Origin of the sequence: Pseudomonas sp. SG-MS2, from assembly GCF_009933855.1 — a bacterium.
In the GTDB taxonomy this organism is placed as follows: domain Bacteria; phylum Pseudomonadota; class Gammaproteobacteria; order Pseudomonadales; family Pseudomonadaceae; genus Aquipseudomonas; species Aquipseudomonas putida_E.
Map to the genome: position 1 here is coordinate 1 of NZ_MOMO01000198.1, position 14,768 is coordinate 14,768.

A 14,768-nucleotide genomic window follows, 5' to 3' on the forward strand; every position below is an offset into this window, starting at 1 on the left:
GACACCGTGCGGGGTGGCGAAGAAAACCACGTCGCAAGCTGACAGAGCCTTGCTGTCCGGCACGCTGAAAGCCAGGCCGTCATAGTGGCCGCGCAGGTTCGGATACATGTCGGCGACCGCTACGCCCGCCTCGGAGCGCGAAGTGATGACCGCCACCTCGGCCTGTGGATGCTGTGCCAGCAGACGCAACAGTTCGACGCCGGTGTAACCCGTGCCGCCGACGATACCGACCTTGATCATAACGCTTGCCCCTTATCAACGAGCCGTCTGGAAAGCGCACGATGATAGGGGCGCAAGGCGCCTGTAACAACTCTTCGGGTGACCCTTCGGGCGCTTGGCCTCTACTATCTGACGACCGTGAATACCTGAAGGAACTCTCTCCATGCTTTACCTATGGATAAAAGCGCTGCACATCGTCAGCGTCGTCTGCTGGTTCGCCGGTCTGTTCTACCTGCCCCGGCTGTTCGTCTACCACGCCCAAAGCCAGGACAGCATCAGCCAGGACCGCTTCGTGACCATGGAGCGCAAGCTGTACCGCGGCATCATGAACCCGGCGATGATTGCCACCTACGTGTTCGGCGCCTGGATGCTCTATCTCACGCCAGGCTGGCTGAGCCAGGGCTGGCTGCACGCCAAACTGACACTGGTGCTCCTGCTCACCGGCTACCATCACATGTGCGGCGCCCAGCGCAAACGCTTTGCCACCGGTGCCAACACCCGCAGCCACGTTTACTACCGCTGGTTCAACGAGGTACCCGTGCTGTTCCTGCTGGCCATCGTGATTCTTGTGGTGGTCAAACCGTTCTGACGACAATCGCACTGTACAGGAGCCCCGCCCATGTCATTGCCTGCTTCGCTCGAACAACGCCTGCGCTTGCCGGTGGTGGCCGCGCCGATGTTCCTGATCTCCAACCCCGAGCTGGTCCTGGCCTGCTGCGGCAACGGCGTGGTCGGCAGTTTCCCCGCCCTGAACCAGCGCGACAGTGCCGGTTTCAAGCGCTGGCTCGAGGAGATCGAAGCGGGCCTTGGGCAGCTGCAGGCGCCAGCCCCTTATGCGGTCAATCTGATCGTCCACCCATCCAACCCGCGCCTGCAGGCTGACCTTGCCCTGTGTGTCGAGCATCAGGTGCCTATAGTCATCACCAGTCTTGGCGCGGTGAAGGAAGTCGTCGATGCCGTACACGGCTATGGCGGCCTGGTGTTCCATGATGTGACCACCCGGCGTCACGCTGAGAAAGCTGCACAGGCCGGCGTCGATGGCCTGATCGCGGTGGCGGCAGGTGCAGGCGGGCATGCTGGCACCTGGAGCCCGTTCGCCCTTGCGGCCGAAATCCGCCAGTTTTTCGACAAGACCCTGCTATTGGCCGGCTGCATCAACCACGGCCATGAAATACTCGCCGCCCAGTTGCTTGGCGCGGACCTGGCCTACATGGGCACTCGCTTCATTGCCACCCAGGAGAGCCATGCCCAAGAGGCGTATAAACAGATGCTGCTCGGCGCCCATGCAGCGGACATCGTCCATACCCCAGCGGTTTCCGGCATACCGGCAAGCTTTTTGCGCCAGAGCCTTGAACAGGCTGGGTATGACATGGCCGCACTGAAAGCCGGCCAGGAACAGGGCAAACTCAAGCCAATCGATGATGAAGCCAAGGCCTGGAAGACAGTATGGTCTGCCGGGCAAGGCGTCGGAGATATCCATGACCTGCCCGGCGCCGCAGCACTGATCGAGCGCCTGCACGGCGAATACAGAGCAGCCCTGGAGCGCAGCCAGGCGTTACGCGCCAAGGCCTTGTAGCAAAAGGCAACACCTGGCCTGGCCACGCTGTACACTAGGCGCCCTCTTTAGCCCTCAGGAGCCTTGCATGACCCGTTACGCCATGATCACTGGTGCTTCCAGCGGCTTGGGCTTGGCCCTGGCGGAAGCTCTGGCGCGGCGCGGGCGCAATCTGATCCTGGTGGCACGCCACCGTGAAACCCTTGAGCCGGTAGCCATCGAGCTGACCCAGCGCTTCGGCGTCGAAGTACTGCTACGCGCCTGCGACCTCAGCCAACCGCTGCGCCTGTCCGGTTTCGTACTCGAGCTGGAAGAGGGCGAGCGGCGCATCGACCTGTTGGTCAACTGCGCCGGCCAACGTACCTATGGCCCGTTTCTCGCCCACGAGTGGGCAGACGAGCAGGACCTGCTGGAGGTGAACATTCTCGCCATGAGCCGCCTGTGCCATGCCATCGGCAACCTCATGGCAGTACAGGGTGGTGGGCAGATCCTCAATGTCGCCGGCCTGGCCGCCGTAGCGCCAGGCCCCTGGATGGCCACCTATGCCGCCAGCAAGGCCTATGTGCTGCATTTCACCGAAGCCCTGCGCGAAGAGCTCAAGCCCACGGGCATCAAGGTTTCGGTCCTTTGCCCCGGCCCGGTGCGCTCTTCGCGCCGGCGTATTCCCAGGCTCGAAGGCAGCAGCCGCTGCCTCAGCCCCGAAGAGGTGGCGCTGTACACCGTGCGCGCATTGGCGAAAAACCGGGCGCTGATCATTCCGGTTCGCCGCAACCGCTGGCTTGCATTCGTCCCGCGCCTGCTGCCCCGCTGGTTGGCGCGCAAGCTTGCAGGCTTCATCCACCGCCGTTACTGCCCGGTCGGAATGGAATAGCCCACTGGGCGAGCGGCGCCTGGCTAAGTACACTCGGCCAGGACACTCACCTTGGAGCAAGTGCTGTGGACGATTTATTCATCAAGATCATCAACCGGGAAATCCCGGCGAAGATCATCTACGAGGACGACCAGGTTCTGGCCTTCCACGATATCGCGCCCCAGGCGCCGGTGCACTTTCTGGTCATCCCGAAAAAGCACATCCGTACGCTCAATGACCTGACCGAAGAGGACAAGGGCCTGGCCGGCCACATCCTGTTCACCGCCCAGCGCCTGGCCAAGGAGCTTGGCTGCGACGATGGCTTCCGCGTGGTCATGAACTGTAACGAGCAAGGCGGCCAGACCGTCTACCACATCCACATGCACGTGCTCGGCCAGCGCCAGATGCACTGGCCACCGGGCTGACCCAAGGCAAGCCCACCCCGGGCGATTGAGGTAAACTGTCGGGCATCACTTCAACGGAGGTGCCCGATGGCTACCGAACGTCACTATTCGCCGCTCGACCGCTTGTTGCTGCAGGCCGATACCGCCATGCGCACCTTGCTGCCCTTCAGCGGCCAACCCTCCCGGCCGTCTCCGGCCATTGTCCAGCCCGACGTCGAGCTCGACGAAAGCCAGACCCGCCACATCGCCGGGCTCATGCGCATCAACCATACCGGCGAAGTCTGCGCCCAGGCGCTGTACCAAGGCCAGGCCCTGACCGCCAAGCTGCCCCAGGTGCGCAAGGCAATGGAGCATGCAGCCGAGGAAGAAATCGACCACCTGGCCTGGTGCGAACAGCGCATCCGTCAATTGGGCAGCCACCCCAGCGTGCTCAATCCGCTGTTCTACGGCATGTCGTTCGGCATCGGCGCGCTCGCCGGCATGGTCAGCGACAAGGTCAGCCTGGGCTTCGTCGCCGCCACCGAGCATCAGGTGTGCAAACACCTGGACGAACACCTGGAGCAGATCCCCCATGAGGACGAAAAGTCCCGTGCCATTCTCGAGCAGATGCGCGTCGACGAAGAGCAACACGCCGATTCGGCCCTTGAAGCAGGTGGATATCGCTTCCCCGCGCCCGTACGTTTCGGTATGAGCATGCTGGCCAAGGTCATGACCAAAAGCACTTACCGCATCTAAGGGCACGCCAATGACGGACCGTATCGACGCCAAGGACCTGGCGCGCGCCGTACAAGCAGGAGTTCTCCAGCCGGGCCAGGACAAGGCCCTGCTGGACTTTCTGCGCCAGCAGCCAGCAGCTCGTGGCAGTTTCCAGCTGGCACACGTCGCCTTCTATTTCGGCGCCCTACTGATCATGGGGGCGATGGGCTGGCTGCTGACCGAAGCCTGGATGCGAATCGGTGATTGGGCGCTGCTGGCCATCGCCGTTCTTTACATCGGTCTTCTCACCCTGTTCGCCCTCAACCTGCAAAAGCGCCAGCAACCCATCGCATCTGGCGTCCTGGCGGCGGTCGCGGTAAGCATCGTTCCCCTGGCTGTCTTTGCCATCGAACGCCTGACCGGGTGGTGGCCACTGGACGATCGGCAAACGGACTATCACCAGTACTACACCTATGTGCAGGGCGGATGGCTGATGATGGAGGCGGCCACGGTGGTCGCCGGTTTGTTGATGCTGCGCCTGATCCCCTACCCGTTTATCGTGATGCCGATTGCCGTGGCCTTATGGTTCATGTCGATGGACCTTAGCGAGTGGGTGTTCGGCTCGCCGTTCAGCTGGGAACAGCGGCGCACGGTTTCGCTGTGGTTCGGGCTCGGGCTGCTCATGGTGTTTCTGCTGGTCGACGGGCGCACGCGTGAGGATTACGCCCACTGGGGTTACCTGGCAGGGCTGGCAGCGTTCTGGGGTGGGCTGACGATGATCGAAAGCGACAGCGAGCTGGGTAAGGCGCTGTACTGTCTGATCAACCTGGGTCTGATGGCAATGGCGGTGCTGCTGCGCCGGCCTGTGTTCATGGTGTTCGGGGCGCTGGGGGTGGCAGCTTATCTTGGCTACCTGTCTTACGAGGTATTTGCCGAGTCGCTGCTGTTCCCGGTGGTGCTGACCTTGATCGGGTTGGGGGTAATCGGGCTGGGGCTGGGTTATCAAAAGCGCCGGGAGCACCTCAGCCAGTCATTGAGGCGTTGCGTACCCCGTTGGCTGGTAGTGGCTCTCCCAGCCTTGCGCAACTGAAGAGCGTCGGGGCCGCCTTGCGGCCCTTTCGCGACGCAAGGCCGCGCCCACAGACCGCGAACCTTCGAGCGGCCTTGTGTCGCGAAAGGGCTGTGCAGCAGCCCACAAATCTCAACCCAGCTCAACGATCTCGTAGCCGTGGGTGATTTCCACGCCCGCGCGCTCCAGCATGATCGACGCCGAGCAATATTTTTCCGCCGACAGCTCCACCGCACGCTTGACCTGAGCCTCTTTCAGCCCGCGCCCTTTGACCACGAAGTTCATATGAATCTTGGTAAACACCTTCGGGTCTTCGCTGGCGCGCTCGGCCTCCAGGAAGGCTTCGCAGCTTTCCACCGCTTGGCGCGATTTCTTCAGGATACTCACTACGTCGAAGCTGCTGCAGCCACCCAGGCCGAGCAGGAGCATTTCCATCGGGCGCACGCCCAGATTGCGGCCCCCAGCCTCGGGTGGGCCGTCCATCACCACGACGTGCCCGCTCCCCGATTCGCCAAGGAACATCGCTTCACCGGCCCATTGGATGCGTGCCTTCATCTGTCCGTACTCCTGAATCTCGCAAAAGGGTGTCAGCTTAAGCCTTGTGTGGCTGTCGGAAAAGCTCCACACGTTTGGCATTTGTGCCGAAACATCCTGCAGTGTCTGATAAGCTGGCGCCAATTGACTGACGCGTCGCGTTAGCCGACTCCCCACCAGAGCCTATGGGTCGTATCGAACAGGATTTCGTGATGGTTGCCTCAGCCCTACCCGCCAAGATCAAGAACATCGACAAGCTGCTGATGCACTGCCAGCGCCGCCGCTACACCGCCAAGAGCAACATCATCTGCGCGGGTGACCGAGCCGAAACGCTGTCGTTCATCATCAAGGGTTCAGTCACCATCCTCATTGAGGATGACGAAGGCCACGAGATGATCATCGCCTACCTCAACAGTGGCGATTTCTTCGGCGAACTGGGTTTGTTCGAACCCGCCGGCAGCGATCAGCAGCGCAGCGCCTGGGTGCGCGCCAAGACCGAGTGCGAGGTGGCGGAGATCAGCTATGACAAGTTTCGCGACCTCGCCCGCCAGGACCCGGAGATTCTCTACGCCCTCGGCAGCCAGATGGCCCAGCGCCTGCGCAACACCACGCGCAAGGTGGGCGACCTGGCCTTCTTCGACGTTACCGGCCGGGTCGCCCGTTGCCTGCTGGACCTGTGCAAGCAGCCAGACGCCATGACCCACCCGGACGGCATGCAAATCAAGATCACCCGCCAGGAAATTGGCCGTATCGTCGGGTGCTCGCGAGAAATGGTCGGCCGCGTGCTCAAGGACCTCGAGGAACGCAGCCTGGTCCAGGTCAAGGGCAAGACCATGGTGGTTTACGGTACCCGTTAGTCCTTGGGCAGCGCTGCAAGCACTTCGCTGTAAGCCTTCGACAGGCGCTCGAACCAGGGTACAGCGGGCGCCACTTCGTGCAGGGCAATATGACTATCGGCCCGGCAACGCTGCTCGAGCCCGCAACATTCATTGAAACGGTTGACCGCCGCGACCATCGACTCGCGCTCGTTATCCAGCAACAACGCACCATGCACCAGCACCACCGGCCGTTTTCCACCCAGCCCCTGGCGCCAGCGCTGGGCAGTCCCCACCAGCTTGCGGCCATTGAGGTTGACGTTATAGCGGCCGTCGCAGAAGGCCCCGTCGATCTCGCCCACCGAAGCCACACCGCCCCATTCGCGCAGCACATCGCACAACGGCAGGCAGAGGCGTTCATACGCGTTCTCGATACGGCCATGGTCGCCTTCGCTGCGTGGAGCGACATACACCAGCGCCACATTCACTGTCGAATGCGACTGAGGGACCGGCTCCCCACCGGTTTCACGCAACAGCACTGGCCAGCCAGCGATCGCCAACTCCGAGCAGGCTGCCTCGAAGTTGTCCAGGCGGCTCATGCGCCGAGGCATGACCAGCGCATGATCCGTCGGGCGCCAGAACAGCACACCACTTTCGGTTTCGCCACGGCAGACCGCAGCCAAAAGATCTTGCTCGGCGTGCAGGCCCTGCTCGACGGTGAGGGCCAGGGGTTGATCGGTCATTGATCCACCTTCGATAAAGCCGGCGATTGCCGGCTTCAACGTTGCTTAGTCCAGTTGCTGCACAGTCTTCTTCACCTGTTCAGGGAAGAACAACCGCTGCAGTTCCAACCCCGGCTGCTCGGCCCGCATGAACGCCTCACCCACCAGGAACGAGTAAACGTCATTGATTTCCATCAACTCGACATCGGCACGGTTGAGAATGCCACTCTCGGTGATGGCCAGGCGATCCCGGGGAATGCGTGGCAGCAGGTCAAGAGTGGTCTCCAGGCTGACTTCGAAAGTATGCAGGTTACGGTTGTTGACCCCCACCAGCGGGGTATCAAGCGTTTTCAACGCACGCTCCAGCTCGTCACCGTCATGTACTTCGACCAGCACATCGAGGCCGACGTCCTTGGCGGTAGCGGCCAACTCAGCCATCTTGACGTCATCAAGCGCCGACACGATCAGCAGCACGCAGTCTGCGCCCAAGGCGCGTGCTTCGATGATCTGATAAGGGTCGACCATGAAATCTTTGCGGATCACCGGCAGCGAAACAGCGGCGCGCGCCTGCTGCAGGTACTCATCGGCACCCTGGAAGTAGTCCACATCGGTCAACACCGACAGGCAAGTCGCCCCGCCCTTTTCGTAACTGACGGCAATTTCCGACGGCACGAAGTTCTCGCGGATCACACCCTTGCTCGGCGAGGCCTTCTTGATTTCGGCAATCACCGCTGGCTGCTTGCGCTTGGCTTGCTCGATCAGGGCATTGGCAAACCCGCGCGGGGCATCCGCCGCCTTGGCCAGGCGCTCCATTTCGGCGAGGCTGACGCGCGCGCTGCGCTCTGCCACTTCCTGGAACTTGCGGGCAATGATCCTTTCCAGCACCGTCGGGACACTCATGCTTCGTTCTCCACCTTGAATACCGCTGTAAAGGCACCCAGTTCCTGCAGCTTTTCCCAAGCCAGCCCGGTGTGCAGTACATCGTGGGCCAGATCCACACCAGCCTTCAGGCTCATGGCGTGATCAGCAGCGTACAACGCAGCACCCGCGTTGAGCACTATCATCTCGGCAGCCTTCTGGCCATTCTCGGTCTTGCGCCGGCCCAGTGCATCACGGATCAACTCCAACGACGCCTGTGGGTTCTCGACTGCCAGGCCATGCAGGCTCTGGCTCTTCATGCCAAGATCTTCAGGCTCGACCCAGTATTCGCTGATCTGGTCATTCTTCAGTTCGGCGACAAAAGTAGGCGCGGCCAGGCTGAACTCATCCAGGCCATCCTTGGAATGCACGACCAGCACATGCTTGCTGCCCAGGCGTTGCAGCACTTGCGCCAGCGGGCGGCACAAGGCCTGGCTAAATACACCGACCACCTGGTGTTTCACCCCAGCCGGATTCGTAAGCGGGCCGAGCATGTTGAACAGGGTACGCAGGCCCAGGTCGCGGCGCGGGCCTGCGGCATATTTCATCGCCGAGTGATGGCTCTGGGCGAACATGAAGCCGATACCGAGGCTGTCAATGCAGCGCCCCACTTGGGTAGGTGTCAGGTTCAGGTAGATGCCGGCAGCTTCCAGCAGGTCAGCGCTGCCGCTCTTACCGGAAACTGCGCGATTGCCATGTTTGGCCACGGTGCAGCCTGCCGCCGCCAGGACGAACGAGGAGGCGGTGGAAACGTTGAAGATGTTGGCGCCATCACCGCCCGTACCGACGATGTCGACTACGCCATCAAGGCTTTTCAGCTCGACCTTGTCAGCCAGCTCACGCATGACCGAAACCGCGCCAACGATCTCGTCGATGCTCTCGCTCTTCATGCGCATGCCCATCAGGAAGGCGCCGATCTGCGCCTCACTGCATTGGCCGGTCATGATCTGGCGCATCACATCGCGCATTTCTTCGGTGGAAAGGTCCAGGTGGCCGACAATACGGCTCAACGCGCTTTTGATATCCATGCTCGGTCCTTAGCGGCGGCCGCCGGTCTGCTTGAGGAAGTTGGCGAACAGCTCGTGGCCCTGCTCGGTCAGGATGGACTCGGGGTGGAACTGCACCCCTTCAATGTTCAGTGTCTTGTGGCGCAGGCCCATGATCTCGTCGACCGAACCATCGTCATGTGCAGTCCAGGCAGTCACTTCCAGGCACTCTGGCAGGGTCTGGCGCTTGACCACCAGGGAATGGTAGCGGGTTACGGTGAGCGGGTTGTTGAGCCCGGCGAACACGCCCAGGTCGCGGTGATATACCGGGCTGGTCTTGCCGTGCATGACCTGGCGGGCACGCACTACATCGCCGCCAAACGCCTGGCCGATTGATTGGTGGCCCAGGCAGACCCCAAGGATCGGCAGCTTGCCGGCGAAATGCATAATGGCCTCGATGGACACACCGGCTTCGCTCGGCGTGCAAGGGCCAGGGGAGACGACGATGCGCTCAGGGTTAAGGGCTTCTATCTCGGCAACGGTGATTTCGTCGTTGCGAATGACTTTGACCTCGGCACCCAACTCGCCAAGGTATTGAACGACGTTGTAAGTGAATGAGTCGTAATTGTCGATCATCAGTAACATCGGGCTAAACCTCTAGAATCTACTGACTTTAAAAGTCGAACCTTCCTACACCAAAAACAGACACGGCGTTGCCACTAGGGGCGCTCGGAAACGGACAGGAAGGCAAACGGGGGCGGGCCGGACAGGCCGGCAAGAGATAAAGTCAGGCGCGCCAACGCCAACGGGCGTGGGCCTTGATAACGCGCATCAAGAGTTTGCTGACGATCAACACGGGATAGGTCTCGCTCATACTTGCAGGCACAGTAGCCTACCGGCGCGGCGGGCGCAATATGCCCGTAAATACGGGAAACGAATGGACTTGGAAGGCATGCCCCGCGATTTGCTAAGGTCGATCGGGTTGTCCTCATAAAAACAATGAAAAGGATGTTCCCAGATGCGAAAAGCACCTTTGCTACGTTTCACCTTGGCTACGTTGGCGCTCGCCTGCAGCCAGGCTTTCGCCGCCCCCTCGCCTTACTCGACAATGATCGTCTTCGGCGACAGCCTCAGCGATGCCGGGCAATTTCCTGACCTGACCGGCGGTACTGCCGGTATGCGTTTTACCAACCGTGATGAGAATGGCAACTTTGCACCTGTCTCGCCGATGATCCTCGGCGCACGCCTGGGTGTGAGCGCGGAAGATCTCAATCCGTCCACGTCCCTCGGCATACGCCCCGACGGCAACAACTGGGCCGTTGGCGGCTACACCACGCAGCAGATCCTGGATTCGATCACCACCACTTCCGAGACAGTCATTCCGCCAGGCCAACCTTTTGCCGGCCTGGTACTACGCGACAAGCCCGGGTATCTGGCCAATGGCTTGCGCGCAGACCCCAATGCCCTCTACTACCTGACCGGTGGCGGCAACGACTTTCTGCAAGGCCTGGTGAGCAGCCCTGCCGATGCCGCCGTCGCAGGATCGCGCCTGGCCGCCAGCGCCCAGGCCCTGCAACAAGGCGGTGCCCGCTACATCATGGTCTGGCTGCTACCCGACCTCGGCCAGACGCCGAATTTCAGCGGCACGCCGCAGCAAAACGCCCTGTCGCAACTGTCCAGCGTGTTCAACCAGTCACTGGTCAGCCAACTGGGCCAGATCGATGCCGAAATCATTCCACTGAACATTCCCGTACTGCTGAACGAAGCACTGGCCAGCCCGACGCAATTCGGCCTGGCCAGCGGGCAGAATCTGGTCGGCACCTGCTACAGCGGCAACAGTTGCGTGGCAAACCCGCTGTACGGCATCAATGGCACCACGCCCGACCCCACCAAGCTGCTGTTCAACGACTCGGTACACCCAACCATCGCCGGCCAGCAACTGATTGCCGACTACGGCTATTCGATCCTTTCCGCACCCTGGGAGCTGACGCTGCTGCCGGAAATGGCCCACGCCAGCCTGCGCGCGCATCAGGACGAACTACGTAATCAATGGCAGGCGCCCTGGCAGGCGGCTGGCCAATGGCAGGCCTTTGTTGCCACTGGCGCGCAAGATCTGGACTTCGACGGCGAGCGCAGTTCTGCCAACGCTGACGGGCGCGGCTACAACCTCACCCTGGGTGGCAGCTACCGGCTGAACGACGCTTGGCGCTTAGGGCTTGCCGGCGGGGTCTATCGCCAGAAACTGGAGGCAGGCGAACAAGACTCGGACTACAAGCTCGACAGCTACCTGGCCAGTGCCTTCGCCCAGTTTCGTGAGGACCGCTGGTGGGCCGACGCAGCGCTGAGCGCAGGGCACCTTGACTATCAGGACCTCAAACGCACCTTCGCCCTGGGCGTGAACGACCGAAGCGAGAAAGGTGATACCAACGGCGAAGCCTGGGCCGTGACAGGTCGCCTGGGATACAACCTGGCAGCCGATAGCAGTCACTGGCAGCTGGCGCCGTTCGTCAGCGCTGACTATGCGCGGGTGAAGGTGGATGGTTATGACGAGAAGAGCGGACGGTCGACGGCACTGGGCTTCGATGACCAGGAACGCACTTCGCGTCGCCTGGGCGTAGGGTTGCTGGGCAGCGTGCAGGTACTGGCCAGCACCAGGCTGTTTGCCGAGGTGGCGCAAGAGCATGAGTTCGAGGATGACCAGCAGGATGTGACGATGCACCTGACGACACTGCCAGCCAATGACTTCACGCTGACCGGGTACACACCGCAGAGCGACCTGACTCGTGCCAGCCTTGGGGTCAGCCATGAGCTGGTGGCGGGGGTGCACCTGCGCGGGAACTACAACTGGCGCAAGAGCGACGAGTTGACCCAGCAAGGAATAAGCTTGGGCGTCAGCGTCGACTTTTAACCGGATGGGGCCGCGATGCGGCCCCACGCCTGTGAATTACTCGGCAGGACGTTGCTCAGCCAACGCCACCGCACGGAACATCGCCCGGCGCTTGTTGATGGTTTCTTCCCACTCCAGCGCCGGCACCGAGTCGGCGACAATGCCGCCACCTGCCTGCACATGCAGTTCGCCGTCCTTGATCACTGCCGTGCGAATGGCAATCGCGGTATCCATGTTGCCATTCCAGGCAAAGTAGCCCACCGCACCACCGTAGACGCCACGCTTTACCGGCTCCAGCTCGTCGATGATCTCCATCGCGCGGATCTTCGGTGCACCCGACAAGGTACCTGCCGGCAGAATCGCCCGCAGTGCATCCATCGCGGTCAAGCCTTCGGCCAGTTGCCCGGTAACGTTGGAAACGATGTGCATGACATTGGAGTAGCGCTCGATCACCATCTTTTCGGTCAAGCGCACGCTACCGGTGGAGGACACACGGCCCACATCGTTGCGGCCCAGGTCGATGAGCATCAGGTGCTCGGCGATCTCCTTGTCGTCCGACAGCAGGTCGTCTTCCAGCGCTCGGTCGGCCTCCTCGTTGGCCCCCCTAGGACGGGTACCGGCAATCGGGCGCACGGTGACCAGACTGTCTTCCACCCGCACCAGCACTTCCGGCGAACTGCCAACAACGTGGAAGTCCCCGAAGTTGAAGAAGTACATGTATGGCGTCGGGTTGAAGCAGCGCAGCGCACGGTACAAGTCTATGGGCGCTGCCTTGAAGTCGATCGACATGCGCTGGGACGGCACCACTTGCATGCAGTCACCGGCCAGGATGTACTCCTTCACGGTGTCCACAGCGCGCTCGTAATCCTCTTGGGTGAAGGAGGAGCGGAACGCCGGCTCTGCCGCCATGGGGCCGCTCAGGTCCAGGCCGCGTCGCGGCGTGATGGGTTCGCGCAGCTTGGCCAGCAGGCCTTGCAGGCGCGCCTGGCCTTGCTCGAAAGCCTGCTCTTCGGACGGGTCGACCAGTACGATCGCATGCATCTTGCCGGCCAGGTTGTCGAACACCACCACGGCATCCGAAACCATCAGCAGGATATCCGGCACGCCCAGCGGGTCAGGATTGGGGCAGGCGCCCAGGCGCTTTTCCACGTAGCGAACGCAGTCATAGCCAAAGTAACCGACCAGGCCACCGTTGAAACGCGGCAGGCCGGCAATATCAGCGACCTTGTAGCGGTCCTTGAAGGTTTCGACGAATGCCAGCGGGTCTTCGACATCATGGCTTTCGACCTGCACGCCATCGTGCAGAATGCTCACGTGATAGCCATGCACACGCATCACCGTGCGCGACGGCAGGCCGATCATCGAATAACGGCCCCACTTCTCACCGCCCTGCACCGACTCGAGCAGGTACGAGTTGGCCTGGTCTGCCAGCTTCAGGTAGATAGAAAGCGGGGTATCGAAGTCGGCCAGGGTTTCACAGGCCAATGGAATGCGGTTGTAGCCGGCAGCGGCCAGGCGCAGGAATTCTTCGCGGGTCATGAGTAGCCTCGGAGCAACAATGAGAGTCGGGCAAACGGACGGGCCGGCAAAGGCCGGCGGGCAGAAGTCAGGCGCGCCAACGCCAACGGGCCAGGGCCTTGATGACTTTCATCCAGAATTTGCCGGTAACCACCACGGTGGGCTCTCTGTCTTGTGAGGCTTGAAGGTCCGCCAACGTTATCCCAGTGTCGGTGACTACGCAACCAGGCAGCAGCAGGCGCAGGTCGCCTATGACCAGGCTGGGCGCTTCCTCATCGATCGGCCGGCCGTGGTTATAGCCATAGCTCAGCCCAACGCACTGCACGCCGGCAGCTTTGGCCGCCAGCACATCACTGCGCGAGTCCCCCACAAACAGCGCCTGGCCGGGCTCGACGCCGGCCATTTTCATGACGAACAGCAACGCAGCAGGGTCGGGCTTCTTCTGTGGCAGGGTATCGCCGCCGATGATCCAGCGGAAATAACGGCCGATCTTCATCTGGTCGAGCAACGGTGCGACGAAGCGTTCAGGCTTGTTGGTGATCAGTGCCATTTCCACGCCCTGCTTGCGCAGCCAGCGCAAGGTGTCGTGCACACCAGGGTAGACAACCGTCAGATCATGGCTTTCGGCGTACGCCTCCATGAACAGTGCAAGGCCGCGCTCGGCCAGTTCATCGTCTACGGTCGCGTGGTCAAGGCCGCCGGCAAGTGCGCGGCGCACCAGCACCGGTGCGCCGTTGCCGACCCAGTGCCGCACGGCGTCAAGGCCAGCGGCCGGACGGCCAAGTTCGAGCAGCATACGGTCAACGGCTGCGGCCAGGTCGGGGACTGAATCGATCAGGGTACCGTCCAGATCGAACATCACCAGCCTGGGCAGCGTCCCGGGGAACAGCTGCTCGAAGCCGCTCATGGGCGGGCCTGAGCCAGTTCGGCGCGCATCTTGGCGATCACTTCCTGATAATCCGGCGCGTTGAAGATCGCCGAGCCGGCTACGAAGGTATCTGCGCCAGCGGCAGCGATTTCGCGGATGTTGTTGACGTTCACCCCACCGTCGATTTCCAGGCGAATATCACGGCCACTGGCGTCGATCAGCGCACGGGCTTCGCGCAACTTGTCCAAGGTGCCGGGGATGAACTTCTGCCCACCAAAGCCTGGGTTGACGCTCATCAGCAGCACCATGTCGACCTTGTCCATCACGTACTTCAGCGCGTCCAGGCTGGTGGCCGGGTTGAACACCAGGCCGGCCTTGCAGCCACCGTCACGGATCAGCTGCAGCGAGCGGTCGATGTGCTGCGAGGCTTCCGGATGGAAGGTGATGTAGCTGGCACCGGCTTCGATGAAGTCACCGATGATGCGGTCTACCGGGCTGACCATCAGATGCACATCGATCGGCGCGGTCACGCCGTACTTGCGCAAGGCGGTGCAGACCATCGGGCCAATGGTCAGGTTGGGTACGTAGTGGTTGTCCATCACGTCGAAGTGGACGATGTCGGCACCCGCGGCCAGTACCTTGTCGACATCCTCGCCCAGACGGGCGAAATCGGCGGAGAGAATGGAGGGGGCAATAGCGTAGGGCTGCATGGCGCACCTGTTGGCAG

17 protein-coding genes are annotated in these 14,768 nt (G+C 61.9%); 8 read left to right on the top strand and 9 right to left on the bottom strand.

Translation table 11 applies throughout. The features are described from left to right. A partial coding sequence (locus BLX42_RS16735) for an NAD(P)-binding domain-containing protein (protein WP_161872209.1) occupies window positions 1-240 on the bottom strand: 240 nt, incomplete at its 3' end. A 142-nt stretch (window positions 241-382) separates the two neighbouring features. On the opposite strand from BLX42_RS16735, the gene hemJ reads away from it, so the two are divergent. The 6 genes from hemJ (at window position 383) to BLX42_RS16765 (ending at window position 4,814) form a co-directional block, all read left to right on the top strand. Continuing rightward, entirely contained in the window at window positions 383-808 is a 426-nt protein-coding gene (hemJ, locus tag BLX42_RS16740; protein WP_046787594.1) for a protoporphyrinogen oxidase HemJ, read from the top strand. Window positions 809-838: 30 nt separating this feature from the next. Beyond that, complete coding sequence (locus BLX42_RS16745) at window positions 839-1,795, top strand: nitronate monooxygenase family protein (RefSeq protein ID WP_161872210.1); 957 nt, start codon at window positions 839-841, stop codon at window positions 1,793-1,795. 67 nt (window positions 1,796-1,862) lie between these two features. Continuing rightward, complete coding sequence (locus tag BLX42_RS16750; RefSeq protein WP_161872211.1) at window positions 1,863-2,645, top strand: SDR family oxidoreductase; 783 nt, start codon at window positions 1,863-1,865, stop codon at window positions 2,643-2,645. Between the two features lie 65 nt (window positions 2,646-2,710). Then, window positions 2,711-3,049 (top strand): histidine triad nucleotide-binding protein, encoded by a 339-nt coding sequence (locus tag BLX42_RS16755; RefSeq protein ID WP_115273019.1) that lies wholly within the window; start codon window positions 2,711-2,713, stop codon window positions 3,047-3,049. Window positions 3,050-3,115: 66 nt separating this feature from the next. Beyond that, window positions 3,116-3,763: a 2-polyprenyl-3-methyl-6-methoxy-1,4-benzoquinone monooxygenase gene (coq7, locus tag BLX42_RS16760; RefSeq protein ID WP_012316538.1), complete on the top strand. Its 648-nt coding sequence runs from the start codon at window positions 3,116-3,118 to the stop codon at window positions 3,761-3,763. A gap of 10 nt (window positions 3,764-3,773) precedes the next feature. Continuing rightward, window positions 3,774-4,814, top strand: a complete 1,041-nt coding sequence (locus BLX42_RS16765) for a DUF2157 domain-containing protein (protein WP_161872212.1) — start codon at window positions 3,774-3,776, stop codon at window positions 4,812-4,814. A 111-nt stretch (window positions 4,815-4,925) separates the two neighbouring features. Here BLX42_RS16765 and BLX42_RS16770 read toward each other — a convergent pair whose 3' ends face one another. Beyond that, complete coding sequence (locus BLX42_RS16770) at window positions 4,926-5,348, bottom strand: OsmC family protein (protein WP_004376171.1); 423 nt, start codon at window positions 5,346-5,348, stop codon at window positions 4,926-4,928. 191 nt (window positions 5,349-5,539) lie between these two features. Between BLX42_RS16770 and crp the strand changes: the two genes are divergently transcribed. Beyond that, complete coding sequence (gene crp, locus BLX42_RS16775) at window positions 5,540-6,184, top strand: cAMP-activated global transcriptional regulator CRP (protein WP_046787604.1); 645 nt, start codon at window positions 5,540-5,542, stop codon at window positions 6,182-6,184. Here the strand turns inward: crp and BLX42_RS16780 are convergent. Genes BLX42_RS16780 through BLX42_RS16795 form a run of 4 tightly spaced genes read right to left on the bottom strand, consistent with a single transcriptional unit; the run spans window position 6,181 to window position 9,413 of the window. After that, window positions 6,181-6,885 (bottom strand): lipoate--protein ligase family protein, encoded by a 705-nt coding sequence (locus BLX42_RS16780; protein WP_125924639.1) that lies wholly within the window; start codon window positions 6,883-6,885, stop codon window positions 6,181-6,183. The two genes, crp and BLX42_RS16780, sit on opposite strands and share 4 nt — an antisense overlap. 45 nt (window positions 6,886-6,930) lie before the next feature. Further along, window positions 6,931-7,764 carry an indole-3-glycerol phosphate synthase TrpC gene (trpC, locus tag BLX42_RS16785; protein WP_046787588.1) on the bottom strand — a complete coding sequence of 278 codons (834 nt, stop codon included), beginning with the start codon at window positions 7,762-7,764 and terminating at the stop codon, window positions 6,931-6,933. After that, entirely contained in the window at window positions 7,761-8,810 is a 1,050-nt protein-coding gene (trpD, locus tag BLX42_RS16790) for an anthranilate phosphoribosyltransferase (protein ID WP_046787587.1), read from the bottom strand. The genes trpC and trpD overlap by 4 nt, the downstream gene beginning before the upstream one ends. A gap of 9 nt (window positions 8,811-8,819) precedes the next feature. Beyond that, a complete protein-coding gene (locus tag BLX42_RS16795) occupies window positions 8,820-9,413 on the bottom strand; it encodes an aminodeoxychorismate/anthranilate synthase component II (protein ID WP_046787586.1) in 594 nt (197 codons plus the stop codon). Between the two features lie 373 nt (window positions 9,414-9,786). Here BLX42_RS16795 and estP point away from each other — a divergent pair, with 373 nt between their 5' ends. Next, entirely contained in the window at window positions 9,787-11,676 is a 1,890-nt protein-coding gene (gene estP, locus BLX42_RS16800; RefSeq protein ID WP_161872213.1) for an esterase EstP, read from the top strand. A 36-nt stretch (window positions 11,677-11,712) separates the two neighbouring features. On the opposite strand, the gene trpE is transcribed toward estP, so the two are convergent. From trpE to rpe, 3 genes are all read right to left on the bottom strand, one after another. After that, window positions 11,713-13,194 (bottom strand): anthranilate synthase component I, encoded by a 1,482-nt coding sequence (trpE, locus tag BLX42_RS16805; protein WP_161872214.1) that lies wholly within the window; start codon window positions 13,192-13,194, stop codon window positions 11,713-11,715. A 67-nt stretch (window positions 13,195-13,261) separates the two neighbouring features. Beyond that, window positions 13,262-14,080 carry a phosphoglycolate phosphatase gene (locus tag BLX42_RS16810; protein WP_039601669.1) on the bottom strand — a complete coding sequence of 273 codons (819 nt, stop codon included), beginning with the start codon at window positions 14,078-14,080 and terminating at the stop codon, window positions 13,262-13,264. Further along, window positions 14,077-14,751 carry a ribulose-phosphate 3-epimerase gene (gene rpe, locus BLX42_RS16815; protein WP_012316548.1) on the bottom strand — a complete coding sequence of 225 codons (675 nt, stop codon included), beginning with the start codon at window positions 14,749-14,751 and terminating at the stop codon, window positions 14,077-14,079. Before rpe ends, BLX42_RS16810 begins: the two co-directional genes overlap by 4 nt. Window positions 14,752-14,768 lie beyond the last annotated feature (17 nt).

Coding starts and splice junctions, on each gene's coding strand:
- BLX42_RS16810 (WP_039601669.1), bottom strand. CDS start 14,080: ATGAGCGGCTTCGAGCAGCTGTTCCCCGGGACGCTGCCCAGGCTGGTG.
- BLX42_RS16770 (WP_004376171.1), bottom strand. CDS start 5,348: ATGAAGGCACGCATCCAATGGGCCGGTGAAGCGATGTTCCTTGGCGAA.
- hemJ (WP_046787594.1), top strand. CDS start 383: ATGCTTTACCTATGGATAAAAGCGCTGCACATCGTCAGCGTCGTCTGC.
- BLX42_RS16780 (WP_125924639.1), bottom strand. CDS start 6,885: ATGACCGATCAACCCCTGGCCCTCACCGTCGAGCAGGGCCTGCACGCC.
- rpe (WP_012316548.1), bottom strand. CDS start 14,751: ATGCAGCCCTACGCTATTGCCCCCTCCATTCTCTCCGCCGATTTCGCC.
- trpD (WP_046787587.1), bottom strand. CDS start 8,810: ATGGATATCAAAAGCGCGTTGAGCCGTATTGTCGGCCACCTGGACCTT.
- coq7 (WP_012316538.1), top strand. CDS start 3,116: ATGGCTACCGAACGTCACTATTCGCCGCTCGACCGCTTGTTGCTGCAG.
- BLX42_RS16765 (WP_161872212.1), top strand. CDS start 3,774: ATGACGGACCGTATCGACGCCAAGGACCTGGCGCGCGCCGTACAAGCA.
- crp (WP_046787604.1), top strand. CDS start 5,540: ATGGTTGCCTCAGCCCTACCCGCCAAGATCAAGAACATCGACAAGCTG.
- BLX42_RS16745 (WP_161872210.1), top strand. CDS start 839: ATGTCATTGCCTGCTTCGCTCGAACAACGCCTGCGCTTGCCGGTGGTG.
- trpC (WP_046787588.1), bottom strand. CDS start 7,764: ATGAGTGTCCCGACGGTGCTGGAAAGGATCATTGCCCGCAAGTTCCAG.
- BLX42_RS16795 (WP_046787586.1), bottom strand. CDS start 9,413: ATGTTACTGATGATCGACAATTACGACTCATTCACTTACAACGTCGTT.
- estP (WP_161872213.1), top strand. CDS start 9,787: ATGCGAAAAGCACCTTTGCTACGTTTCACCTTGGCTACGTTGGCGCTC.
- trpE (WP_161872214.1), bottom strand. CDS start 13,194: ATGACCCGCGAAGAATTCCTGCGCCTGGCCGCTGCCGGCTACAACCGC.
- BLX42_RS16750 (WP_161872211.1), top strand. CDS start 1,863: ATGACCCGTTACGCCATGATCACTGGTGCTTCCAGCGGCTTGGGCTTG.